This is a genomic window from Sphingopyxis sp. L1A2A (genome assembly GCF_005502465.1).
In the GTDB taxonomy this organism is placed as follows: Bacteria; Pseudomonadota; Alphaproteobacteria; order Sphingomonadales; family Sphingomonadaceae; genus Sphingopyxis.
The window spans coordinates 42,424-68,223 of record NZ_SCOT01000009.1 but is presented as its reverse complement, the minus strand read 5'-3'; the positions used below and the strand labels follow the sequence as shown (position 1 = coordinate 68,223).

Here is a 25,800-nt window from a genome sequence, read left to right as displayed (position 1 = left end):
GCTGCCCCTCCACCACTCGCTTCGCGAGCGGTCCCCCTCCCCATCGCAAGTCGATGGGGAGGATCAGCGATGTTCGATCCCCACCCCAAAGCACAATATTTCGACCACCCACACGAAAAAGGGAGCGGTCGCCCGCTCCCTTTCCCGCCCCTGCCGCCAGCCCCACCGGGGAGCAAAGGCTGGCGCGGAAGCTGTTCGGGCCTAGTGGTCCGATTTCTCGAAGTCGGCGATCGCCTTGTCCAGATCGGCGGCGACCTTGGCGCGCATGTCGTCGGACAGGCCGCGCGCACGCTCGCCCTCGGCAAAGGCTTCGCGCGCTTTCTTGAGCGCCGACAGCCGCGCCGCTTTGCCTTCGGCGCTGTCGTTGCAGGCAAACATGACGACGCGGCTGCGCTTGTTGCCGTCGCTCTCGTCGCGGTTGACGATCGGCGCCGCTTTTTTGCTGTCGCCGCACTTGCCCAGCACCATCGTCTGACCATGCACCGACGACCAGGCGCCGTGCGGCATGGGGGGCATCGGCGGCATCGGGGCCAGCACCGTGCGCAACCGTTCCTTGCGTTTCGCTTCCAGCTTGTCGGCGATCGCCTCGGCCTGCTGGCCGGTGATGCCCTGTTCCTTCAGCGTCGCGAGCACATCGTCGCGCGACAGGCTGCCCGGCATGCGGACGTCGATACGGCGCAGCTTGTCCTTGCCGTCGGCGGGCGCAAACATCACCATCGGTGCCTTGCCCTCACCATCGCCGTCGCGGCGGATGACGATGCGATGCACTTCGCGTTTTTTCCCATCCTTGTCGGTGGTGACGTCTTCGCTGTGGTCGGTGAAGACCGTGACCTCTGGGGCGGCGGGGGCATCCGGGGCGTCGGGCGCTTCGGGGGGTAGCGGTGCCTCGGGCGGCAGTGGCGGCGCGGGCGGCTCGCCCATATCGACCGTCTGCGCCGTCGCCGTGACGATCCCCGCCGGCACCAGCGTCGCGGTCGTCGCCAGCACCGCCAGCGTTGCCCCACCGATCAGCACCCGGCCCGCCAGCCCGCGCTGTTTCGAAATATCCCTCCGCATCAACATCGTCAGCCTCTCCTGCAAATTATCGTGAACCGCCATCGGCGCCGCCAGCGACAGCCGCGAACCGACGGCTGCCTTGGCAATTGCGGTCGCATAGCGTGCGGTGCGCTCGCCGCGCGCGTCCTGGTCGGCCCCGCCATCGACCAGTGTCAGCACGCGCGCGTCGCACGCCGCCTCCTGATCGAAGCGAAAGGCGCGGATCGCGCGCCACGCGAACGGATTGAACCATTGCGACGCCAGCAGCACGAGCGCCGCGGCATTGGCCCACAAATCGCCGTGCCGGTGGTGCGCCAGCTCATGATCGACCGCGAGCGCGCGCTCGTCGGCGGCATAGCGGGCAAAGAAATCCTGCGGCACCGCGACGATACGATGCCACAGGCCAAAGGCGACGGGGCCGTCGACCGCGTCGGTCATCACCAGCCGGATCGTCCCGATCGGCGCAAGCTCGACCGCTTCGGCGAGCACCTCGGCGCGGAAGCGGCGGTGCGACAGCAGCGCCATCGCGAGCACTGCGGCCATGCCCATCGCCCATAAAACAAAGACATAGGGCATCGCATCGGCGATCGACCAGGCCGGGATCACCGGGGCGGTCATTGCCATATCGACCGCAACCAGCATGGCTTCGCCGCTGTCGGGCGCCGCCACGGGATCGGCGAACGGCAGCGGCGGCAGCACCAGCCGCAGCGCCGGGATCAGCCACAGGCTATACGCCAGCCGCGGCCCGAAATGGCGCGCGAACGGCTTGCGGACCAGCAGCACCGCCAGGACGAGCAGCCCGGTGGTGAGCAGCGTGTCGCTCCACACCTGCATCCATGTCGCGGCGCTCATGACTTGAGCCTCCGCAGCAGCGCCTCGATCTCGGCGATGTCGGTGTCGGTCAGCGCCTCGCGATCGGCGAGATGGGCGATCAGTGGGCTGACGCGGCCGCCGAACAGGCGGTCGACAAAACGCTGCGATTCCTCCCCGACGGCGTCGGCGCGCTCGATCGCGGGGCTATAGAGGTACCGGCGGCCGTCGGCGGCGGCGGTCACCGCGCCCTTCTGGACCAGCCGCGCGAGCAGGGTCTTGACCGTCGCCTGCGTCCAGCCATTGGTTTTGCCGATGCGGTTGGTCAGGTCGGCCGCGGTCTGCGGGGCGTCGTCCCACAGCGCCGACAGCACCTGCATCTCCGACTCGCTTGCTCGTTCCGCCATCAGAACCCCTCCCATTGGCACCGCCGATTTGCGATGCGACTACAAATGTAGTCAATGGGCTGAATGGTCGATGAACGAAGCTGAACGGGAAAGTGTCGGGATTTTTGACAAGCGGCGCCAGCGGTAAGGAATCGCTAACCACCGTGACTCGCGCATATCCATCGCCGCGGCAAATTGGCACGGCAATTGAATAGTATCAGATGTTCCCGAGTGTTCCGCTCAATGGAGCGGTGGGGGGCATCGGTCTGGTCCCTGATGCCCCCTGCCCCCACCGGGAAATCCTCACTTACCCCCGATGCAGACGGGGGGCGGAGCGGCCGAAAGGCCCCGCCCCCCGGACGCTCGTTCCGCCAATCGCATCGGACGTTCGCCCAATCAAAGCGAAACGAGGACGATGTCCGTTCACGACCGAACGAGCCGCTGCCCGCCCCAAAGCCGTCGCATAAAAAAGCCCCGCCGGATCGCTCCGACGGGGCCTTCTATTGCCCGCAGGCGGTGCGGCCTAAACCGCGCCGTTCGCCAGCGCCGCGAGGAGCAGGATCGCCACGATGTTGGTGATCTTGATCATCGGGTTGACCGCCGGACCCGCGGTATCCTTGTACGGATCGCCGACGGTGTCGCCGGTCACCGCGGCCTTATGGGCCTCGCTGCCCTTGCCGCCGTGGTTGCCGTCTTCGATATACTTCTTCGCATTGTCCCATGCACCGCCGCCCGAGGTCATCGAGATGGCGACGAACAGGCCGCTGACGATGACACCAAGCAGGAGCGCACCGAGCGCTTCGAGCGCCGCAGCCGGACCCGCAACAGCGCGGATCACGAAGAACACGACGATCGGTGCCAGCACCGGAAGCAACGACGGGATGATCATTTCCTTGATCGCCGCCTTGGTCACCAGATCAACCGTCCGCGCATAGTCGGGCTTGCTCTCATAAGTCATGATGCCGGGGTTGTTCTTGAACTGGTCGCGAACATCCTTGACCACCTCGCCCGCCGCGCGGCCGACCGCGGTCATGCCGAACGCACCGAAGAGGTACGGCAACAGTGCGCCGAGCAGCAGCCCGACGATGACATAAGGCGACGACAGCGAGAAAGTCAGCGGCTCGGTCAACCCGAGCTTGGCCGAATATTCGGTGATGTCGGCCGTATAAGTGCCGAACAGCACCAGCGCCGCCAGACCCGCCGAACCGATCGCATAGCCCTTGGTCACCGCCTTGGTCGTGTTGCCCACGGCGTCGAGCAGGTCGGTCTTTTCGCGCACCGAATCATCGAGCCCCGCCATTTCGGCGATGCCGCCGGCGTTGTCGGTGACCGGACCATAGGCGTCGAGCGCGACGACCATGCCGGCGAGCGCCAGCATGGCGGTGGCCGCAAAGGCGATACCAACGATGCCCGCGATCTGGAACGCGGCGATGATGCCGGCACAGATGACCAGCGTCGGCGCCGCGGTCGATTCCAGGCTGATCGCCAGACCCTGGATGACGTTGGTGCCATGGCCGGTTTCCGACGCCTTGGCGATCGAGCGCACCGGGCGATAGTTGGTGCCGGTGTAATATTCGGTGATCCAGATGATCAGCCCGGTGATGATCAGGCCGAGCAGCGAGCAATAGAACAGGTCGTTGCCATTGAACGTCTGGCCGGTGATGTCGGTCGCCATGTCGCCTTTCAGGACATAGCTGGTCGAGAACCAGATCGCCGGGACCGAGAGGACCGCGGTGACCAGGAAGCCCTTGTACATCGCGCCCATGACATTCTTGCCGCCACCGAGGCGGACAAAGTAAGTCCCGATGATCGAGGTGATGATGCAGACGCCGCCCATCAACAGCGGCAGACTCATCAGCGGCAACAACATGTCGCCCGCGCCCTTCAGCAGCAGCGCCATCAGCACCATGGTGGCGCCGACGGTGACGACATAGGTTTCAAACAGATCCGCGGCCATACCGGCGCAATCGCCCACATTGTCGCCGACGTTATCGGCGATCACCGCGGGGTTGCGTGGGTCATCCTCGGGGATGCCCGCCTCGACCTTGCCGACCAGATCGGCGCCGACGTCGGCGGCCTTGGTAAAGATACCGCCGCCCAGACGCGCAAAGATCGAGATCAGCGAGGCGCCGAACGCGAGCGCAACGAGCGCGTCGACGACAGTGCGATCCTCACCACCAACGGTGAAGCCGCCGGGACCGATCAGATACCAGAAAAAGACCGAGATCGCGAGCAGAGCAAGCCCCGCCACCAGCATGCCGGTTATCGCCCCGGCGCGGAACGCCATGGTCAGACCGGCCTGCAGCCCGGTCTGCGCCGCGGCCGCGGTGCGGACGTTGGCTTTCACCGAAATGTTCATGCCGACGAAACCGGCAACCCCCGACAGGACGGCGCCGATGACAAAGCCCGTCGCCGAAATCGCGCCGAGGAAAATTCCGACGAGAATGGCGACGACGACGCCGACGATGGCGATGGTGCGATATTGGCGGCCCAGATAGGCTTTGGCGCCTTCCTGGATGGCGGCGGCAATTTCCTGCATCTTTTCATTACCCGGCGAGGCGCTGAGCACCTGGCGGGAGGTAATGAAGCCATAGAGCACGGCGATAAGGCCGCACGCTATCGCGATCATAACCGGATCAATCATGAATTTCCTTCCCCATTGAGCGGGGCGGAGTCAGGTGAACAGTCGAGCACGTCCGACTTATATTGCCGGTTCGCCCTCTCCCCTGATGCGACCGCCCCTAAATTTGGACGCCGCGTTATGGGAAGAAAGAAAGCCAAGGGCAACCCCGGTTTTTCGGCACTTTTGTAACGATTTCGCGTCAGTGCGTGAAACCAAGACGCTCGGGCAGCGCAAGCCGCTGAGCCCGGTGTGTCAGCGTGATTCCCTCGCCCACCCCGGCATGACCGATCGGCGTTGCCGCCACGTTCAACCCGGTTGCGATCTCGCGGATCGCCGCCGCGGCGCCGGGGTCTGCCGCGAACAGCAGCTGATAATCGTCGCCCGCACTCGCGGCGGCGAGCCGGGTGTCGACCACATCGGGCCGCACCGCGAGCAGCGCCGCCGACAGCGGCATCGCCTCGAGCATCAACACAAACTCGCATCCGCTGGCGACCGCCATCCGCTGCGCGTCGATCAACAGGCCGTCGGACACATCCATCATCGCATGGACGTGCGGCACCAGCGCCTGTCCGAACGTCAGCTGCGGCTGCGGGCGGCTGTAGGCGGCCAGGCAGGTTTCGTTCGGGTCGATCTGCCCCAGCCGCATCGCCAGCCCCAGCCCAGCGTTGCCGATCGAACCGGTGACCCACAGCTGATCGCCCGGCCGCGCGCCGCTGCGCGAGGGCGCGCCGCCCGGCGGCGCCCGGCCGATCGCGGTCAGGCCGAAACTGCGCGGCGCCCCCGCTGGCACCCGCACCGTATCGCCGCCGAGCAGGATGATACCAAAGCGGCGCAGCACCAGATCGAGCCCGTCGACAAACGCCGCGTCCCACGCATCGTCGCCCAGGGTGTAACCGACGAGGACGCCGATCGGCGCCGCGCCCTTGGCGGCCATATCCGACAGATTCACCGCCACGAGTTTCCACGCGACGTCCTGCGGCGTGTCGTCGGGCAGAAAATGGATGCCCTCGACGATCATGTCGTGCGTCAGCACCAGCCCCTCCCACTCGGCAGCGTCATCGGCGAGCCCGCGCGCGGCGGGGTCGGTCGCTATGGCGCGGAGGCGGGCGATGAAATCGGCTTCGGACATGGGCTGAGCTTAGGGGATACCGCAGCGGTATAATAGACACCGTGCGATCCTCCCCATCGACTTGCGATGGGGAGGATATTTCACTATTTCGCCCGCACATCCTTGCCGATCGCATCGAGCAGGCCATTGGCAAACCCCGCCTCGCGCGCGTCGAAGAACGCTTTCGCGACATCGACATATTCGCTGACCACCGCGCCGACCGGCACGTCGCCGCGCGCCATCAGTTCATAGGCGCCGGCGCGCAGGATCGCCTTCATCGTGCGGTCGAGCCGCTCCATCGACCAGCCGCTCGCCAGCCGCGTGATGATCGCCGCGTCAATCTCTTCGGACCGCGCCAGCGTGCCTTTCACGATATCGTCGAAAAATTCGGTGTCGGCGCCGGCATATTCGGCGTCCTCGATCGTCGCGCCGATGCGGTGCTGGTGAAATTCGTGGATCAGCTTGGCGACCGGGGTCGCTTCCATCTCATGCTGATAAAGCGCCTGGACGGCGGCGAGACGGGCGGCAGAGCGAGACTGAGAGCGTTTGTTCATGGTTCTTTTCTTAGCTGAGACGCTGGCGGACCGAAAGCGCGTGGGCGGGAAGCCCCTCGGCCCCCGCGAGCGCGACCGCGGCCGGACCGATCGCGGCAAGGCTGGCTTCGTCGAGCGCGAGGAAGCTGGTGCGCTTCATGAAATCGCTGACCGACAGCCCGCTCGAAAAACGGGCGCGGCGGCCGGTGGGCAGGACATGGTTCGGACCCGCGACATAATCGCCGATCGCTTCGGGGGTCTGACGGCCCAGAAAGACCGACCCGGCGTGGCGCACTTTGGCAAACAGCGCGTCGGCCTCGGCGGCATCGACCGCGAGTTCGAGATGTTCGGGCGCGAGCCGGTCGCAGAGCGGGATCGCGTCGGCAAGCGTCGGCACGATGACGATGGCGCCATTGGTGTCCCAGCTGGCGCGCATCGTCGCGGCGGTCGTCAGATTAGGAATCTGATGCTCTATTGCTGCCACCACGGCGTCGGCAAAATCCGCATCGTCGGTGAACAGGATCGACTGGCTCGTCGGATCATGCTCGGCCTGGCTGAGCAGATCGGCGGCGATGATATGTGGTTCGTTCTGCCCGTCAGCGACGACGACGATCTCGCTCGGCCCCGCGACCATGTCGATGCCGACGACGCCATAGACTTGCCGCTTCGCCTCGGCGACCCACGCGTTGCCGGGGCCGGTTACGACGTCGACCGGGGCGATACGGTCGGTGCCATAGGCCAACGCCGCAACCGCCTGCGCCCCGCCGATCCGCCAGATTTCATCGACCCCGCCGATATGCGCCGCGGCCATGACCACTGGGTTGATTTCGCCGCCCGGCGTCGGGGTCATCATCACGATGCGGCCGACCCCCGCGACCTTCGCCGGCAGGATGTTCATCAGCACCGACGAGGGGTAAGCGGCGCGGCCGCCGGGAACATAGACCCCCGCCGCATCGACCGCGTTCCAGCGCGCGCCGAGGCGCGCTCCCGTCGCATCGCGATAGTCGCGGTCTTCGGGCAGCTGCGCAGCGTGATAGGCACGGATGCGGTCCGCGGCGAGATTGAGCGCGTCACGCAATTCGGGCGCCAGCGCCTCATAGGCCGCGGCGCAGTCTTCCTTAGAAATACTCCACCCGCTCGCGTCGAGATCGAAGCGGTCGAACCTGGCGGTAAAATCGGCCAGCGCGGCGTCGCCGTCGGCCTTTACCCGCGCGATGATCGCCGCGACGTCGCTCGACACATCCGAATCGCTTTCGCGCCGATCATTGACCAGCGCGTCGAACGCCGCCGCAAAGCCGGGTTCGGAGGCATCAAACCGCCGCATCACCCTGCCCCACCGCCATGCGGAACCGCTCGACCAGCGCCGGAACCTCGGCCGAGCGCAGCTTGAACGCGGCGCGATTGACGATCAGCCGCGCCGACACGTCGCTGATGATCACCTGCTCGGCGAGTGCGTTCTCGACCAGCGTCCGCCCCGTCGAAACCAGGTCGACGATATGCGAAGCGAGCCCCAGCTTCGGCGCGATCTCCATCGCCCCGTTCAGCTTGATGCACTCGGCCTGGATGCCCTGGGCGGCGAACCAGCGGCGCGTCGTCGCGGGATATTTGGTCGCGACGCGGATATGGCTTTCACCCAGCCCCGGCGGCGGTGCGTCGGCAGGCCCGGCGAGCGACAGGCGGCAATGGCCGATGCCCAGATCGACCGGCGCATACAGCTCGCTATAGTCAAACTCGTCGACGACATCGGACCCGACGATGCCCAGCTGCGCCGCGCCATGCGCCACAAAGGTCGCCACGTCGAACGCGCGCACGCGGATCAGCGAAATATGCGGCTGGTTCGTCGCGAACACCAGCGCGCGGCTGTTCTTGTCAAAGAAATCCGCCGCGGGCTCGATCCCGACGCGCGCGAGCAGCGGCAGCGCCTCGTCGAGGATGCGTCCCTTGGGGATGGCAAAGATGATCGGTTCGGGCATAAGCGTCGCGCACATAGGCGGCGGAGGGAAAAAGGGCAATGAGCGAGCGCTACGACTTCGTTGACATGGCCGAAACCGGACCCGCGGCGGTCCGCACCGCTTTTGCCAATCAGGTCGCCTATTGCCGCGCCAATGATGCGCCGATCACCGCGCGCATCGTCGCCGCGCTCGGCGCCTTGCTCAACAAGCCCTCAAGCGACTTTGCCCGCCGGATCGCCGACTGGAAAGGCGCCCCGCTCGCCGATGCGCTGCCGCTGCGGGCGGCGGGCGGCATTCACGCACTGCATCTGGCGGGCAGCGCGCATGAACTGGCGCCGATCTATGCCGACGCCGACGACATCAACGACGCCGCGATCGTCGCCGGGGTGGTGTCGCGCCACGAAGCGGCGCTTCTCCCCTGGCTCGACGGCCCGCCGCAGACCAACGAGGCGGGGCGCTCGTCAAATTTCATCGCCGCGATGCTGTGGCTCGCCGACAAGGGGTTGCCGCCGCGCTTCGACTGCCGCGAAATCGGGTCGAGCGCCGGGATCAACCTGATGATCGATCGCTATCATTATGATCTTGGCGGGGTCCATGTCGGGCCGCGGCCCGGCGCCATGGCCTTCACCCCCGACTGGCGCGGCAACCATCCGCCGCAGCACGCTATCGAGTTTGCGAGCCTGAAGGGCTGCGACGTTGCGCCGGTCGACCTCAGCGACCCGGCGCAGGCGCTGCGGCTGAAAGCCTATATCTGGCCCGAACATCATATCCGTTTCCAGCGCATGGCGGCGGCGATTGCCGCAGCGACCGAAGCGCCGCCGCAGCTGATCCATGCCAACGCCGCCGATTTCGTCGAAGCCGAACTGGCGCGCCCACAGGCCGATGCGACGACGCGGGTGCTGATGCATTCGATCGTCTGGCAATATGTCCCCGCTGACCAGCAGGCGCGGATCACCGCGGCGATGGAAGCCGCGGGCGCACGCGCCACCGCAGAACGGCCGCTGGCCTGGATCGCGCTCGAGGCCAATCGCACCGTGCATCATCACGAACTGGTGGTGCGCCACTGGCCCGGCGGCGCCGAACCGGTGAAACTGGGCCACGCCCACGCCCATGGCGCGTGGGTCGAGTGGTTAGGCTAAGCGATGGTTTGCGAACGAAACCAGCCGTTCCCAGGTGAATGCCGAGGATCATAGCCTCCGTCCACCACCCCAAAACGCCGATCCGCATCGACAAAAAGGGCGGCACTAAGCCACCCTTTAAATATCCATCACTAGCGATCATTCGCCCGAGGACTTACTCGGCCCGCGCCGGAATCCCCGTCATCAGCGTGTGGAGCTCGCCCGCTTCCCACATTTCCATCATGATGTCGCTGCCGCCGACAAATTCGCCCTTCACATACAGCTGGGGGATCGTCGGCCAGTCGGAAAATTCCTTGATGCCCTGGCGGACTTCCATATCCTGCAGGACGTCGACGGTGTCATATTCGACCCCGAGGCGGTCGAGCATCGCGATCGCACGCGACGAAAAGCCGCATTGCGGGAACAGCGGTGTGCCCTTCATGAACAGCAGCACGGGGTTGTCGGCGACCAGCTTGGCGATGCGGTCATGCGTGGGTTCGGTCATAATCGTCTCCGGCGGCGCCATTGCGCCATAAATTGGGTGATCCCCCTATGAAGGGACGGCCGTGGTCAATTGCAAGGCATGAAGTTCGCCGCCCATGCGCCCGCCGAGCGCGGCATAGACCGCCTTGTGCTGCGCGACGCGCGTCATCCCGCGAAAGGACTCGCTGATCACATGCGCGGCATAATGGTCATTGTCGCCCGCCAGATCGGTGATCGCGACATCGGCATCGGGAAAGGCCGCGACGATCATCGCCCGCAAATCATCCTCGCGCATGCCCATGGCTTAGCTCTGGCTGTCCATGAACTGGCGTCGCGCCTCGACCGACTTGTCGTTCAGCGCCGCACGGATCTCGGCGTCGCTGATCTCGACCTGCGCCGCGGTCAGGTCGCCCGCGAGCTTGCGGATGACGTCTTCGTCGCCCGCTTCCTCGAAATCGGCCTGCACCACCGCCTTGGCATAGGCATCGGTTTCCTCGGGGGTCAGCCCCATGCGTTCGGCGGCCCATTCACCGACCAGCCGGTTGCGGCGCGCGGTGATCCGGAACTGCATTTCCTGATCGCGGGCGAACTGGGCCTCGAAGGCGCGTTCTCGGTCGTCGAATCCGCTCATATTGTCCTCATGGGTTTGAAACTGTCGCCTTGCAGATAGGTTGCGCGTCCCACGGGTGCAAGCGGCCTGTGCCGCTGATCACTTCCCTTTTACGGGCGAAGGGGTTAGGGTTCGGGTCAGGGAATGGGTCGTACCGCAGCAATGAAGACTGCGCCTTGCCGCAATATCGTCGGCACGGCGCCTCTGGGCTTGTGTTTGGGGGATTGGTGATGACCTTACGACGTCCGTTTTGCCTGCCGATTCTGGCGGCGCTCGCTTTCGCGACGCCCGGAACCGCGCAGGCGCAGGGCACCGACCCCACGCTTCGTGACAGCTTCTCGATCGGCGATCAGGGCGGTTCGCTCTGCGCTGTGCAGGCGACGGTGCGCGACGCTGTCATCGACGGGATGTTCGACCGCGCCTGGGTGATCCTGTGCCGCGATACCAGCCAACCGGTCGGCTATGTTCGCATGCTCCGCGCCGGCCCCGACGCAGCGAAAGCCCGGGTCGAGCGCGGCCGCGCCGGGACCGTCACCTGCACCGCCGATGGAACTTGCACGGTCAAGGACAGCAGCGTCGTCTGGCAGACGCGGATCGAGACCGATGGCGACACCGCTTATGTCGTCGAGGGTTTCGCCGCTTATGGGGATGCATTGAACATCGCGCTCGATTCGATCCGCGAGCGCAAGGTCGTCCCCGGGGTGATCAAGGTCGCCACGACATCGGTCGGCGGCAACGACGGTTTCGCCCGGACGCTCGCCGGGGCCATCGACGTCGACAAGGCGCTGGCCGAAGGATACCGGCGCAACCACAGCGGCGACTATGCCGAAGCCGCCGAATTTTTCGAAACCCTGTCGCGGCGCACCCAGGGCGACCAGGCGGCGGCCGACATCGATCCGACCGAATTCACCCTGAACCGTGCGCTGCAACGCTCGAACCTGGGCGAGTTCGGCGAGGCCGCACGGCTGTTTGCCGAGGCCGAGGCGGTGCCGACCAGCGACCCCGTCCAACTGCGCCTGCGCCGCAACTTCCGCGCCATCCATGCGCTGAACCAGCGCGATTACGACGCCGCCGCCGAACTATTGCAGCGGGCGATCCCGCCGTTGACCAGCGCGGTCACCGTCGATGGGGCCAGCGTCACATTAACCCCGACGATCGTCGCCGGGGTGAACAGCGGCAGCAATGCCCGCGCCGTCCAGCAAGGGTCGGACCGTGAACGGCTGACCCCGATCGAGCGCGGCCAGATCATCGATGCCCAGGCGGTCCACCTGCTCGGCACCGTCGAACGGCTGCGCGGCAACGGCGCCGCGGCCAGGGCGGCGCAGCTCAAAGGCCTCGCCGATGCGGTCGCGGTGCGCGAGGGCCGCGTTACCTCGATCGTGCGGCTGCGCTCGCAGATGCTGGGCGAACTCGCGCTGGCCGAAGAGGCGCTGGGCGACACCGCCGCCGCCGACGCGCGCTTTCTGGAATCGATGAACGCGCTCGCGATCGAATATCCCGAAACCAACGCGCTCGCCTCGGCGCGCGCGCGCTACGCCGCCTTTCTGACCCGTCATGGTCAGGACGACAAGGCGCTCACCATCTATCGCGAGGTGGTCACCGCGCTGGCGAATTCGCAGCGCTCGACCACCGGGATGGCGAACATGATGGCGCCCTATTACCGGCTGCTTGCCAGCCGCGCCGCGACCGACCCGGCCGCGGTCAGCGATTTCTTTGTCGCCAGCCAGCTGCAGGTCCGCCCCGGCGTCGCCGACACCCAGGCGGTGCTGGCGCGCGAATTGTCGAGCGGCAGCGACGACGGCGCGCGCTTGTTCCGTCAGGCGACGACGCTGAACCGCGACATCGAACGGGCGCGGATCGAGGATGCGCGGCTCGCGCAGCTGCCGGTGTCGCCCGAAGTGGGCGCACTGCGCGCCGATCTGAAGACGCAACTCGACAATCTGGCGTTCCAGCAGGCCGAATCGATCGCCCTGCTGTCGGCCTTCCCGCAATATCGCGTCGTCGCGCCGGGCAAGCTCGACCTTGCCGAACTGCAACAGGTGCTGCGCCCCGACGAAGCCTATCTGAAGATGCTCGTTGTCGGCGATGCCGTCTATGCAATGCTGATCGAGCCGGGCGGCGCGCAGCTGTGGAAATCGGACATTGGCGCCGCGGCGCTCGACACCGCGGTCGATACGCTGCGCTCGACGATCTCGATCGTCGAAAACGGCCGCCGCGTCACTTATCCCTTCGATGCCGCGACCGCTTACAAACTCTATGGCCAGCTGTTCGGCCCGGTTGCGGCCAAGCTGCCGTCGGTCGCGCATCTGATTTTCGAACCCGACGGCGCGATGCTGCGCCTGCCGATCAACCTGCTCGTCACCGCCGACACCGGCCTTGCGGCCTATGAACAGCGGCTGCTCGACCCCGACGCCGATCCGTTCGACATGCGCCAGGTCGCCTGGCTGGGGCGCACGACGCGGCCCAGCACCGCGGTCTCGACCCTCGCCTTCCGCAACGCACGGCAGGCGGCGCCGTCGAAAGCAGCGAACCAATATTTCGGGCTGGGCCAGAACCTGCCGATCAATGGCACGACTTTGCCGTCGCTCGGCACCCGCGGCGGCGCAGCCAGCACCATCGACGGCGACTGCCAGTGGGACGTGTCGCAATGGGCGCGGCCGATTTCCGCCGACGAGTTGGTGACGGCACGCAATGCGATGGGCGACGACGCCGGGACGCTGCTCACCGGCGGCGCCTTTACCGACAGCGCGGTCAAGACCCGCACCGACCTCTACGACTATCGCATCATTCATTTTGCGACCCACGGGCTCGTCACCGCGCCGCGCCCCGCCTGCCCGGCGCGGCCGGCGCTGGTCACCTCGTTCGGGGGCGGCGATTCGGACGGGCTTTTGACCTTTCAGGAAATCTTCGACCTCAAGATCAACGCCGACCTCGTCATCCTGTCGGCGTGCGACACGGCCGGCGCGGCGTCGGTCGCGGCGACGCGCGAAGCGGGATTGTCAGGCGGCGGCAACGCGCTCGACGGGCTGGTGCGCAGCTTCATCGGCGCCGGCGGCCGCTCGGTGATCGCCAGCCATTGGCCCGCCCCCGACGATTTCGACGCGACCAAGCGGCTGATCGGCGGCCTCTTCACCGCCGGGCGGGGCACCAGCGTCGCCGATGCAATGTGGGGAACGCAAATGCGGCTGATGGATGATCAGCAGACGTCGCATCCCTATTATTGGGCCGGGTTCGCGATCATCGGCGACGGCGGTCAGGCCCTGCTGCACAGCGGCGCGGCCACCGCCGATGCGGCGCCCGCACCGGTCACACCCGCCCTGGAAGGTGCCGGCCGCGCTGCCCGCTGATCCGATGACCGACCCTGACACCAGTACGCCCGCGGCCGAAACGTCCGCGCCGGACGGTCAGCGGCCCGCGGTGCCGCTGCGCAAGCAGGTGCGCCGACTGGTCATGCAGCTTGGCCCGTCGCGGATGGCGGCGACAATCCTGTTCCTGATCGTCGCGGTCCTGATCGCACGCTTCAGCTGGCAGATGCCGTTGATCGATGCCGCCGAACGCGCGCTGTACGACGCACGCGCGACGCTGATGGCGCCGCACGTCGAACAGGACAAACGCATCGTCCTGATCACTTATAATGACGAAACCTTGTTCAACACCGGCATCCGCTCGCCGCTCGACCGCACCCTGCTCGCCAATGCGCTCGGCAATATCGACCAGATGGGGGCGAAGGCGATCGGCATCGATATTGCCTTTGATTCGCCGCGCCCCGACGACGAGGCGCTGAAAACCCAGCTGCGCGCGATGACGACGCCGACCTGGCTCGCCTATGCCGAGCAGGCGAGCAATCCGAACACGATCTTTTACGAACAGCAGAAGTTTCTCGAAGCCTTCATCGCCGCGGTCGCGACCGACAAGACGAAACCCACCAGCGTGCTGTTCCGCACCGACGACGACAGCGTGATCCGCAACTGGCCCGACCGGCCGAAAAACCTGCCGCCGCTGATGTCCAACGCCATGGCGCCGGTCGATCCGGCGCATGCGGATTTCCAGGGTAATATCCGCTTCCTCGTGCCAGCGCGCGCCGCCGCCGGCCAGGAAGAACCGGTCTTTGCCAATATTCCGATCGACACCTTTGCCATGCCGATGGACGCCGATATGCGCGCTGGCTTTTCGGAGCTGGTGAAGGATCGCTACGTCCTGATCGGCGGCGATATCATCGACAACGACCAGTTCAACACACCATTGAGCCGCTTTACCGATCCGATCACCGGCCAGCATGAAACGATGATCGGGCTGGAGGTTCACGCCCATATGCTGGCGCAACAGCTCGACAATGGCTGGTCGCGCCCGCTGTCGGCGCCCGTGCTGTGGATACTCGCCGTCCTGATCGTGCTCGCGGGGGGGCTGACCAGCCTGATCGACCTGCGCGCCCGCTGGGTGGCGCTCGCGTTTCTCGGGCAGATGGCGTTTTTCATCGCCTTCCCCTTTTGGTTACAAGGCCGCGGCGTCGACACCACCACCCTGCCCACCTTTGGCTGGGCGATCGGCTGGCTGTTCGGCTATGCGGCGGTCGGCACCGCGGCGCGCACCATCGGGTCGCGTCAGCGCGCCTTTGCCCAATCGGCGCTAGGCAAATATCTGCCCGCCGACGTCGCGGAACAGATCATGCGCGATCCCGACCAGCTGTCGCTGCACGGCGAACGGCGGAACATCTTCTGCGTCTTCACCGACCTCGAAGGCTTTACCAAGCTCAGCCATGCGGTGACCCCGGAAACCGTCGCGCGCCTGCTCAACGCCTATCTCGATCGCTTGTCCGACATCGTGCTCGACCATGGCGGGACGATCGACAAATTCGTCGGCGACGCGATCGTGGCCTTTTGGGGCGCGCCGCTCCACCGCCCCGACGATGGCCCGCGCGCCGCCGCGGCGGCGCTGGCGATGTATGAGGCGGGCGAGAAATTCCGCGTCGACCTGGCCGAGGGCGTTCCGCCACTGGGCATGACCCGCGTCGGGCTGCACGTCGGTGACGCGATCGTCGGCAATTTCGGCGGCGAAGGCCGCATCCAATATACCGCGCTGGGCGACAGCATGAACACCGCCTCGCGGCTTGAAGCGGCGAACAAGAGCCTGAAAACCGGCGTACTGATCTCGGCCGAGGCCGCGGCGCGATCGGGTCGCGACGACCTGATGCCGATGGGGCGGGTGACATTGCGTGGTCGCGCCCAGCCGGTCGACGTGTTTACGCCGCGCCCCGACCTTGACCCAGAACGACGCGCCCGCATCGCGGCGCTTGTCGCCGCGCACGCCGCGGGCGATACCGGCACCTATGTGACGGGCGCCACAGCATTGGCGCGCGAATTCGGTCAGGATCCAGCCATCATGTTTCTGATAGACCGTCTGAACAATACCGAAAAAGGAGAAAGCTATGTTCTTTCCTGATCTGCCGAAGCGCCGCCTGAGCCTTGCCGCCGCCGCTGCCGTCATGGCGGTGGCCGTCGCCGGCACCGCCGCCGCGCAATCGATGGTCGTCCGCTCGACCGGACCGTCGGCGAGCAAATATCCGACCGGCGCCAAGCTGAAGTCGGCCGACAAGCTGACCCTGGTCGCGGGCGACAAGGTCGTGCTGATGCAGGCGGGCAAGACTCGCACCCTGTCCGGCCCCGGCACCTTTGGCGCCAGCGGCACGATTCAGGCCAGCCAGTCGATGAGCGGCACGGTGACGCGGATGCTCGCCAAGGGGCCGACGATGCGGTCACGCGGCGGATTTTCGCGCGGTCCCAATGACCCGGCGCCCGCCGAGGCCCGCGCGCCCAATTTGTGGCTGCTCGACTATCGCGAAACCGGCACCTTCTGCGTCGCTGATCCGGCAACGCTGATGCTGTGGCGCCCCAACATGGAAGGCGACACCGCGCTGGAAATCGAAAGCACCGGCAAAAAAACGACCGTCGCGATTGTCGATGGCGCCAATTTCCGTAAATGGCCGACCGATACATTGCCGGTCCAATATGGCGTCGACTATCGCCTGTCCGGCGGCGGCTTGCCCGCGCCGGTCAAGGTGCGCTTCACGCCGCTGGGGAATGCCCCCGATACCATCGAGGGATCGGTCGATATGCTGATGGCCAAGGGCTGCACACCGCAGCTCAATCGCCTGGTCGATGCGATGTCGGAAGGCGAGGCGGGATAAGGTTAACCGAAACGGGGAAATATTGAACCGTTCGGGACCATCTGATAACGATAAGAAGAAAATCTGCCGATCCGTCGGCAGAACCTTTCCTTGGGTCGAAAAATTCGCGCTGCCGGTGTTTGGCAGAGCCTGATGAATTGCCGCACCGCGATTTCGCGGCTGCGTTCGTACACAAGGGGTGGTGATGGTCACGGGGGTTCAGGGAATTTATGCGGGCGTTCGGCCGAAACGCGCCGTCCTTCGGGACAGGTTGTGCGGTTCGGCGGCGCTGATCGCTGCCGCTTTACCCGCGGCGGCACTGGCCCAGGCGACCCCGCAGATCCCCACGCGTGAGGAAATTCAGCAACCGACGCTGGCCCCGGTGACCCCACCCAGTGAGCGGGTCGTGTCGGCCGACGATGCCATCGAGCGCGCGCCCTGCCCGCTCGCTAATCCCGAATTTGCGACCGTCCGCATCACGCTGCGCGGGGTCGAATTTTCGCGCGTCGAGGGCATCGATGCCGCGATGCTGATGCCGAGCTGGTCGGACAAGGTCGGACAGGATCTGCCGATTTCGGTCGTCTGCGACATCCGCGATCGCGCCGCGACGATGCTGCGATCGAAAGGCTATCTGGCGGCGGTCCGGGTGCCCCCGCAAACGATCGCCGACGGCGTCGTGCGGCTCGACATATTGGCGGCGCGGATGGCGCGGATCGAGGTGCGCGGCGATGCCGGCGCCAACGAACCGCTGCTGCAACGCTATCTGTCGCGGCTCGACGACCAGCCGGTGTTCAACATCGTCGATGCCGAACGCTATCTGCTGCTCGCGCGCGATATCCCCGGGCTCGACGCGCGGCTGACCCTGCGCCCGGGCGCCGCGCCGGGCGAAGTTGTCGGCGAAGTGGTGGTGGCGCGCACCCCGGTGCTGTTCGATTTCAACGCGCAGAATTTCGGATCGCGCGACGTCGGGCGCTGGGGCGGCGTCGCGCGCGTCCGCTTTGCCGGGCTGACCGGCATGGGCGACCTCACCACCGCCAGCTTTTACTCGACCCCCGATTTCGACGAGCAACAGGTCGTCCAGCTGGCGCACGAGTTCCGCGTCGGCGGCGAAGGGCTGCGCTTCGGCGCCAGCTACACCTACGCTTGGACGCGCCCCGACATCGCGGCGTTTCCGATCAAGTCGAAAACCCAGATCGCCAGCCTGTTTGCGTCCTATCCGGTAACGCTGACGCAGGCGCGCCGTCTGACGATCGGCGGCGGGCTCGACCTGATCGATCAGGACATCGGCCTGGGCGGGGTGCCGATCAACCGCGACCGGTTGCGGGTGTTCAACCTGCGCGCCGATGCGAGCTGGATCGATCCCGCGTCGGTCGCCGGCCGCGGTGGGTTCAGCCCCAGCGAACCGCGCTGGGCGCTATCGACCTCGCTCGAAGCGCGGCAGGGTGCCAGCTTCCTGGGGGCCAGCGACGATTGCGGCCCCACCGGGGCGACCTGTTTCCTGCCCGGCGCGGTGCCGCTGACCCGCGTCGAGGGCAAACCCGATGCGTTCCTGCTGCGCGCCAACGCGCTCGCCGAATGGCGGCCGCACAAGCTGTTCACCCTGTCCGCCGCGCCGCGCGCGCAATGGGCGAGCGATCCGCTGCTCGCTTATGAAGAATTTTCGGGCGGCAATTTTACCGTCGGGCGCGGTTTCGATCCCGGCACCATCATCGGCGACAGCGGCGTCGGCGTCGCACTCGAGGCGCGCTACGGCTCGTTCGTCCCCGCCAATACCAAAGCGTTCGCGCTCCAGCCCTTTGCCTTTTTCGACGCGGCATGGGTGTGGAACAAGGACAGTGCGTTCGACGGCCTGAACCCCCAGAAACTCTATTCGGCGGGCGGCGGGATGCGCGTCGCATATGGCGATGTCGCGCGGCTCGACGTGACGATGGCGGTGCCGCTCAACCGCGGCGGCTTCCTGACCCAAAAGCCCGACCCGCGACTGCTGGTGTCGCTGACCACCCAATTCGGCGTGAAGGCGCGCTGATGCTTTTCGTATCGAGGACCAACGCCATGCGTGCCACCGCCACCTCCGCGCCCGACCACCACGGCAAACGGCGCCTGCTGACCAGCTGCGCGATCGGCGCGGGCATGATGGCGCTGGCCCATGGCGGACCGGCGCTGGCGCAGGTGGCGGGGTCGGGGACGATCACCACCCTGCCCGCCGGGACGACGACCGGTACCGGCGTGAACCCTTCGACGGTCAATGTGAACGGACCGCAAAGCATCATCGACTGGACGCCGTCCAATGCGCCCGTCGGCGGCATCATCGATTTTCTGCCGACGGGAAACACCCTCAATTTTGTCGGCAACACGGTCGACTATATCGTGCTCAACCGCTTTATCGCGGCGTCGGGCACCCCGATTGCAGACCAGATCGCGCTGAACGGGACGGTGAACAGCGTCGTGTCGATCGCGGGCCTGCCGACGCTGCAAAATGGCCATATCTGGTTCTATAACGCCGGCGGCATCCTGATCGGCAATGGCGCCGCGATCAACGTCGGCAGCCTGGTACTGACCACCAACGATGTCATCACGACCGGCGGCCTGCTGGGCCCGGCAGGCGAAATCCGCTTTCGCGGCGCGTCGGGCAATATCGCGCCAGTCACCATCGCGAACGGTGCGGCGCTCAACGCCGACAATGCGTTCAATCCGGGCAGCAGCTATGTCGCGATCGTCGCGCCGCGCATTGTCCAGGCGGGCGCCGTGCGCGTCGATGGCTCGGCGGCCTATGTCGCCGCGGAACAGACCGACATCCGCATCAACAGCGGACTGTTCGACATCAATGTGCTGGTCGGGGCCGAGGGCGGCAACGTCATCACCCACACGGGTAGCACGACCGGTCCGGCGCATGTCGATGGCGACGTCGATCAGAGCCGCATGTATATGGTCGCCATCCCCAAAAATGACGCGGTCACGATGCTGGTTTCGGGTTCGATCGGTTATGACGATGCCGTATCGGCATCAACCGACCCCGATGGCGCGGTGCGCCTGTCGGCGGGGTATAATATCTTCAATGGCGAACTCGACGGCGCCCCGGCGAACGCTTTGGCCGCCAATATCACCATCAACGACACGTTGTTTCGCAGCAACACCGTCGCGCGCGCCAGCGGCGCGCTGCTCGGCCAGCCCTTGCTCCAGGTGCCGTCGGGCGGGCCGTCGAGCTTCGTGCCGCCGCCGCACCTGGGGCGCGTGGTCGTCCAGGGTGACGGCCTGTTCATCGGCGACGCCAGCGCGACGTTCAACCTTGGCGCTGGGCAGGTCATTGGCGCGACCGGCAATCTGACTTTGGCGTCGGGCGGCGCCAATGGCGCAGGCGGCAACGCTGCGATGAACGTCAACGGGGGCCAGTTGCTGACCGGCGGCATGCTGGCAGTGCTTGCCGGGGGCCAGATCGACGCGACGACGGGCAGCAGCACCGCAGGGACCGCATCCTTCACGATGACCGGCGGCGCCGTACAGCTTGGCGATCTGTCGGTCGCCGCCGATGCCGAAGCGGGCGTCGGGACCGACGGAACCGCGGGCACCGGCACCGGGGGGACGGCGACAATCAACCTGCTCGGCGGGGTGCTGAACAGCAGCTCGGTGACGGTGTCGGCGACCGGCACCGGCGGCCGCGGCCCCAACGGCAGCGACGACAATGCGGCGAATATAATTCCCGGCGGCACCGGCGGCACCGGCGTCGGTGGCAGCGCGACGATCGTGATCGACGGGGCGACGGTCACCGCGACCGGCGCCGTCGCCGCTTATGCCGAGGGTCAGGGCGGCGCCGGCGGCGATTTCAGCGCCTTTGGCGGCATTGCCGACGCCGGCGGCCTGGGCGGCAACGGTCAAGGCGGCACCGCGGCCATCGAAATGGTCTCGGGAACGCTCAACACCGGCGACCTGATCGCCGGCGCGGGCGGCTTTGGCGGCACCGGCGGCAATGTGTTTGCCTCCAGCAGCTCGGGATCGGTCACCGGCATCGGCATCGGCGGTAACGGCGGCAACGGCCAGGGCGGCACCGCAACGCTCGACCTTGCCGCGCCGGTGAACGCGACGGGAACGGTAATCAGCACCGCCGCGGCCCAAGGCGGCAATGGTGGCTTTGGCCTGATCGGCGGCAGCGGCGGCAACGCGACCGGCGGGCTGGCGCAGATCATCGTCACCGATTTCAGCGCCGATCCGCTGTTCGTGAATGTCGATGCCTCGGCGCGCGGCGGCGATGGCGCGTTCGGCAACAATGGCGCGGGCGGCGACGGCGGCGACGGAACCGGCGGCACCGGCCGGATCCAAGCGACCGGCGGCGGCGGGCGCGCCACGCTCAGCCAGGCCAATTTCCAGACCGGCGGCACCGGCGGCAACGGCGGCAGCGCGGGATCGTCCTTTTTCGGCGCAGAAACCGTCGGCGCCGCAGGCGGCAGCGGTGGATCGGGCAGCGGCGGCACGCTGGAAATTTTGGCCAGCGGCGGCGCCACCATCTTCCTCGATTCGGACGCCGGGGGGCTCGTCTCGCTCGGCAGCGATGGGGCCGGCGGCATCGGCGGTGATGGCGCGTTCAACGGCTTTGGCGCCGGATTCATTGGCGGCGACGGCGGTGATGGCGGCGCCGCGACCGGCGGCACGGTGCGCCTGTTCTCCAATGGCGGCACGATCAGTTCCAGCGGCAGTCCGGTCAGCATCGCGGCGGGCGGCATCGCGGGCACCGGCGGCGCGGGCGGCACCGGAACCAGCGGCAACGGCGCGGCGGGCGCCGCGCTGCAAACCACCGGCGGGCGGGCGCTGATCGAGGCGACCGGCGGGGAAACCGCCGCTCTGGTCAACCTGGGGGTGACGACGGTTGCCGCCAATGGCAATCTCGCCGGGCGGATAGAAATCCGCACCTCGGGCGACGGCGCGGTCCGGATGACCAGCCTCGCCGCCGAAGCCCTGGGTGACGCACCGCCGACCAACAACGACACCGACGAAGCGCCCGCGGGCATTTTCTTTACCGCAAACGGCGGCACGATCGCAACCACCGGCACCATGACGCTGACCACCGACAGCTCGTTCGGCGCCTATGCCCAGTCGAACGGCACCGTCAACGCCGGCAGCAACCTGGCTATCGATGCGGGTGACCAGATCGACATCCGCCACGATAATCGCGAAGGCATCGCCCCGACGATGGCGGCGGGCGGCAATTTGACCGCGAGCGCGGGCAGCATCAGCGGCGCGCCGGGCAGCCTGCTGAACGCGGGCGCCACGCTGGCGCTCACCTCGACGCTCGGCGCGATCGGGGTCGATCGCCTCAATGGCAATGACATCCTGATCACCGCCGCGGGCGCGGCATCGGTCGAACATGCCGAAGCCGCGAATGATTTCATCGCCAGCGCCGCCAGTTTCCGCACCGGGCTGAATTCGATCATCACCGGCGGCAACATCATCGTCACCTCGCCCGGCGCCGTCGATCTGGGCAATTCGAGCGCAGGCGGCTTTGTCCAGGTCGATGGCCAGTCGATCCTGTTCAACAACATCGACGCCGGCGCGTCGGTATCGCTGACCGCGAGCGGCAATGTCGCGGGTGCCGAGGGGATCAGCGGCGGATCGATCAATGCCGACGGCAACGTCAACCTGACCGCGACGCGCATCGCGATCACCGGCACGGTCACCGGCGCCGCGTCGCTGTTCGCGATCGGCAGCGCTGGGCCGGTGGCGATCAACCTGGCAAACATCGGCGATGATATCGCGGTCTCGGCCCGCGGCGACGTCACCGGCACCTATAATGCAGTCGGCAATATCCGGCTGCGGTCGAGCGCCAACATCAATGCGTCGGCCAACGCCACCGGCTTTGAAAGTTCGAGCAGCGGCCCACCGATCGCCGCCAGCGTTTTCGCCGATGCTGTCGGCAACGTCACCCTCGCCAACAGCAGCGCCACGGGCATGTTTGGAGTCAACGCCGGCGGATCGGCATCACTCAGCGGAATCAACGCCGGCGAAGACATATTGGTGCTGGCGGCGACGACCGCGACGCTGACCGATCTCACCGCGGGCGATGACCTGACGGCGATCGCCGCGGGCGGGATCATTGCCAATGGCCTGACCACCACCGGGGCCGGACCCGACACCGCGACGCTGACCTATCGGCTGCCCAGCCCCGTGGCACCGGGGGGCTTCCAGATCAACGCATCCTCCCCCGACCTGTCGAACATCGTGCTGACCGCATCGGCGGGCAATATCGGCGGCGGCAATATCAATGCCTTCGACAATCTGACGCTGACCGCTTCGGGCGCGGTGACGACCACCGGTACCCTGCGGTCGGGGCAGGCGACCAGCATCAATGGCGACAGCATCGCCTTCGCCGCAATCGATGCAGGCAGTACGGTCAACCTGTCCGCCACCAACGCGATCAGCGGAATCAACATCGCGGCTGGCGGCGACATCACCGTCTTCGGTGACAGCATTGGGCTGACTGGCGCCGTTACCGGCGATGCGTCCTTCTTCGCCTTTGGCCTTGGCGGCCCGGTGGCCGTGAACCAGACAAACGTGGCGGGGACGATCTCGATTTTCGCCGATGGCGACCTGACCGGCGCCTTTGTCGCGGGCGGCGACGTCAGGTTGAATTCGAACGCCAACATTACCGCATCGGCGACGGCGAATGGCGGCTATGTCGATTTCAACGGCGGCATCGCGCAGGGCAATGTGTTCGTCGAGGCGGCGGGCAACGCCGCGCTGACCAACAGCGGCGCGGCGCGCATGTTCGGGGTCAATGCCGGCGGCTCGGCGACGCTGACCGGGGCCAGCGCGGGTGAGGATATGCTCGTCCTCGCCGGCACCAACGCCGCACTCAGCGGCGTGACCGCGGGCGACGATGTCGAGGTGCGCGCGGCGGGCGCCCTGACCGCCACCGGCGTCAGCGCCACCGGAACCGGCGCCGACACCGCCACCCTCGGCTATATGGCCGGTAACGGCTTCACGATCAGCCAGGGCGAGGGTGTCTCGGCGACCAATGGCGCCGACGTCTTCCTCACCGCGGGCGGCGCAATCACCGCATCGACCTTGTCGGCCGCCGACGACATTCTGGTCACCACAACCGGCGCCCTCGCGATCAACGGCGCGACGACGCTGGGCCAGGGGGTAACGGGCGGCAGCAGCGACATTCGCACCCAGGGCGGCGACACTATGCTGGCGGGGATCAATAGTTTCACCGACGTCCTCGTCACGGCAACCGGCACCCTCGACGCGACCGGACCGGTGACGGCGGGCCGCCATATCGCGATCACCGCGGCGGCGGCCAATCTGGCGCCGCTCGCCAGCCCCGGCGGCGCGGTCATCGACACCCTCGATGCGGGTGGCAATCTGTCACTCGTCACCGTGGGCGCCATCGTCGGCGGCCGCTTTCGCGCCGGGGGTGACCTGATCCTGACCGGCGGGCGCATCGACATCGTCCGCGCCCAGACCACCGGTACGGGTCCGTTGACGCTGACCGGCACGAACGGCGTCAACGCCACCAACATTCAGGCAGGCGGCGCGACGTTGCTCAATGCCAGCAACGGCGCGGTGACCTCCAACGGCGTGATTTCCACCGGCCCGGTTACCGTTGCCGGCGACAGCATCGACCTGGGCACCGGAGGCGATATCGTCTTTGCCGTCCTCGACGCCGATGTCGGCGACGCGGTGGTGACCAACGGGTCGGGGACGCTGACGATCACCTCCAGCATTGTCGCGGGCCGGACCACGCTGACCTCTGAAAACGGCAATGACATCATCATTTCGCAGCTAGCCGCGAACGCCGCGAACATTTCGGCCGAGGGCGATATCGTCGTCAACGGCGTGCTGACGGCGCAGAATATATCCTTGCGATCGAACGACATCATCATCGCCAGCGGCGCCCGCGTCGGCACCGCGGGCAGCACCGAGAGGCTGTCGATCGAGAACAACGACGTGTTCAGCCAGACCTTCGTCGGCGGCACCGGGACGCGCAGCGGCTTCCATCTCGATGCCAGCGAACTGACACGCCTGTTCGGCACCGACATCGAAGTTTTCGCGCCCGAGGTCGAGGCCGTCAACGACGCTTCGGTCGGCAGCAGCGCGCCGCCCGACATCATCGTCGACAGCTTCACGCTTGCTGGCGGCGCCGCGGGGTCGAACCTTGGTGCCAATGGCGCACTGACCATTCGCACCCCCGGCAAGATGCGGGTGATCGGCAATGTCCAGCTGACCGGCCTGTCCGACACCAATGCGCTCAACCTGTTCGCCGACGACGCGCTCGAGGTCATTTTGGGCCAGGGTACAGTGCGGCTGGTCAACGGCACAAACGCGGCCGGACAGCTCAACATGGTGTCCGACGACATCATCGTCGCCACCACCGCGGCGATCGGCGATGTCGGCGCCGCGACGACGACCGACGCAATCGAAACGCGCCTCGCGCAGAACGACGGGATCGTCATCGATGAAGGATCGCTGTTCGCGCGCGGCATCCGCGCCGAGGTCATCGGCGGCTTCTATGTCCAGAACAGCGGCGCCGGGACCGATTTCGCCAGCCGCCGCGGGCTGACCTTTGGCGCAGGCGGGATCGACGTCCTCACCGAAGGAAGCGGCTCACGGATCGTTATCAACGGGGTCCAGATCGGGGCGACCGGCCAGGTGACCGGGCTCGACACCATCCCGCTGCTCACCATCGGTGGGTCGGCACCATCGGCGGGCAGCTTTGACCCGCGCTCGACCTTCAACGGCTGCGTCATCGCCAGTGCCGCAAGCTGCGCCTTCGTGGGTCTGGAAAACAGCTTCCCGGTCCAGGACGTCATCGAGGAAGAGGCCGATGCCGAGGATGAAGACGGCAGCGGCCAGAGCCTGCCGGTGCCGCTGATCACGATGCGCGGCCTCGATCCGCTGAGCGGCGAACCTTTGCTCGACGATCCGGTGACCGGCGCCGGCAACGACGACCTGTGGACGCCGACCGAGGGGCCGTAGCGGGCTTTGCAA

Annotated in this window: 16 protein-coding genes; 6 read left to right on the top strand and 10 right to left on the bottom strand. The window is 66.8% G+C overall.

The genetic code is table 11. The features are described 5' to 3' along the window. Positions 1-201: 201 nt before the first annotated feature. From FFS68_RS08045 to hisG, 7 genes are all read right to left on the bottom strand, one after another. Entirely contained in the window at positions 202-1,887 is a 1,686-nt protein-coding gene (locus FFS68_RS08045) for a M56 family metallopeptidase (protein ID WP_137752671.1), read from the bottom strand. Next, positions 1,884-2,252 (bottom strand): BlaI/MecI/CopY family transcriptional regulator, encoded by a 369-nt coding sequence (locus FFS68_RS08040; protein ID WP_137752670.1) that lies wholly within the window; start codon positions 2,250-2,252, stop codon positions 1,884-1,886. The genes FFS68_RS08045 and FFS68_RS08040 overlap by 4 nt, the downstream gene beginning before the upstream one ends. Positions 2,253-2,754: 502 nt before the next feature. Next, on the bottom strand, positions 2,755-4,872 hold the full coding sequence (locus FFS68_RS08035; protein ID WP_137752709.1) for a sodium-translocating pyrophosphatase: 2,118 nt from the start codon (positions 4,870-4,872) through the stop codon (positions 2,755-2,757). 181 nt (positions 4,873-5,053) lie between these two features. Beyond that, positions 5,054-5,983 carry a thiamine-phosphate kinase gene (gene thiL / locus FFS68_RS08030; RefSeq protein WP_137752669.1) on the bottom strand — a complete coding sequence of 310 codons (930 nt, stop codon included), beginning with the start codon at positions 5,981-5,983 and terminating at the stop codon, positions 5,054-5,056. Between the two features lie 83 nt (positions 5,984-6,066). After that, positions 6,067-6,516: a transcription antitermination factor NusB gene (gene nusB, locus FFS68_RS08025; RefSeq protein WP_137752668.1), complete on the bottom strand. Its 450-nt coding sequence runs from the start codon at positions 6,514-6,516 to the stop codon at positions 6,067-6,069. 10 nt (positions 6,517-6,526) lie between these two features. Further along, positions 6,527-7,819, bottom strand: a complete 1,293-nt coding sequence (hisD, locus tag FFS68_RS08020; protein WP_137752667.1) for a histidinol dehydrogenase — start codon at positions 7,817-7,819, stop codon at positions 6,527-6,529. Beyond that, on the bottom strand, positions 7,806-8,468 hold the full coding sequence (gene hisG / locus FFS68_RS08015; protein ID WP_137752666.1) for an ATP phosphoribosyltransferase: 663 nt from the start codon (positions 8,466-8,468) through the stop codon (positions 7,806-7,808). The genes hisD and hisG overlap by 14 nt, the downstream gene beginning before the upstream one ends. Positions 8,469-8,506: 38 nt before the next feature. On the opposite strand from hisG, the gene FFS68_RS08010 reads away from it, so the two are divergent. Beyond that, on the top strand, positions 8,507-9,586 hold the full coding sequence (locus FFS68_RS08010) for a DUF2332 domain-containing protein (protein WP_137752665.1): 1,080 nt from the start codon (positions 8,507-8,509) through the stop codon (positions 9,584-9,586). A gap of 154 nt (positions 9,587-9,740) precedes the next feature. Here the strand turns inward: FFS68_RS08010 and grxD are convergent, their stop codons facing one another. Genes grxD through FFS68_RS07995 form a run of 3 tightly spaced genes read right to left on the bottom strand, consistent with a single transcriptional unit; the run spans position 9,741 to position 10,679 of the window. Then, on the bottom strand, positions 9,741-10,070 hold the full coding sequence (gene grxD, locus FFS68_RS08005; RefSeq protein ID WP_137752664.1) for a Grx4 family monothiol glutaredoxin: 330 nt from the start codon (positions 10,068-10,070) through the stop codon (positions 9,741-9,743). 45 nt (positions 10,071-10,115) lie between these two features. Continuing rightward, complete coding sequence (locus FFS68_RS08000; protein WP_137752663.1) at positions 10,116-10,349, bottom strand: BolA/IbaG family iron-sulfur metabolism protein; 234 nt, start codon at positions 10,347-10,349, stop codon at positions 10,116-10,118. Positions 10,350-10,352: 3 nt separating this feature from the next. After that, positions 10,353-10,679, bottom strand: a complete 327-nt coding sequence (locus FFS68_RS07995) for a DUF1476 domain-containing protein (RefSeq protein ID WP_137752662.1) — start codon at positions 10,677-10,679, stop codon at positions 10,353-10,355. A gap of 209 nt (positions 10,680-10,888) precedes the next feature. Here FFS68_RS07995 and FFS68_RS07990 point away from each other — a divergent pair, with 209 nt between their 5' ends. From FFS68_RS07990 to FFS68_RS07970, 5 genes are all read left to right on the top strand, one after another. Further along, positions 10,889-14,005, top strand: coding sequence for a CHAT domain-containing protein (locus tag FFS68_RS07990; protein ID WP_137752661.1), 3,117 nt, complete (start codon positions 10,889-10,891; stop codon positions 14,003-14,005). Between the two features lie 4 nt (positions 14,006-14,009). After that, a complete protein-coding gene (locus tag FFS68_RS07985; protein WP_137752660.1) occupies positions 14,010-16,097 on the top strand; it encodes an adenylate/guanylate cyclase domain-containing protein in 2,088 nt (695 codons plus the stop codon). Next, entirely contained in the window at positions 16,084-16,842 is a 759-nt protein-coding gene (locus FFS68_RS07980; protein ID WP_137752659.1) for a hypothetical protein, read from the top strand. The genes FFS68_RS07985 and FFS68_RS07980 overlap by 14 nt, the downstream gene beginning before the upstream one ends. A 184-nt stretch (positions 16,843-17,026) precedes the next feature. Next, positions 17,027-18,847 (top strand): ShlB/FhaC/HecB family hemolysin secretion/activation protein, encoded by a 1,821-nt coding sequence (locus tag FFS68_RS07975; protein WP_137752658.1) that lies wholly within the window; start codon positions 17,027-17,029, stop codon positions 18,845-18,847. A 26-nt stretch (positions 18,848-18,873) separates the two neighbouring features. Then, positions 18,874-25,788: a hypothetical protein gene (locus tag FFS68_RS07970; protein WP_137752657.1), complete on the top strand. Its 6,915-nt coding sequence runs from the start codon at positions 18,874-18,876 to the stop codon at positions 25,786-25,788. Positions 25,789-25,800: the final 12 nt, after the last annotated feature.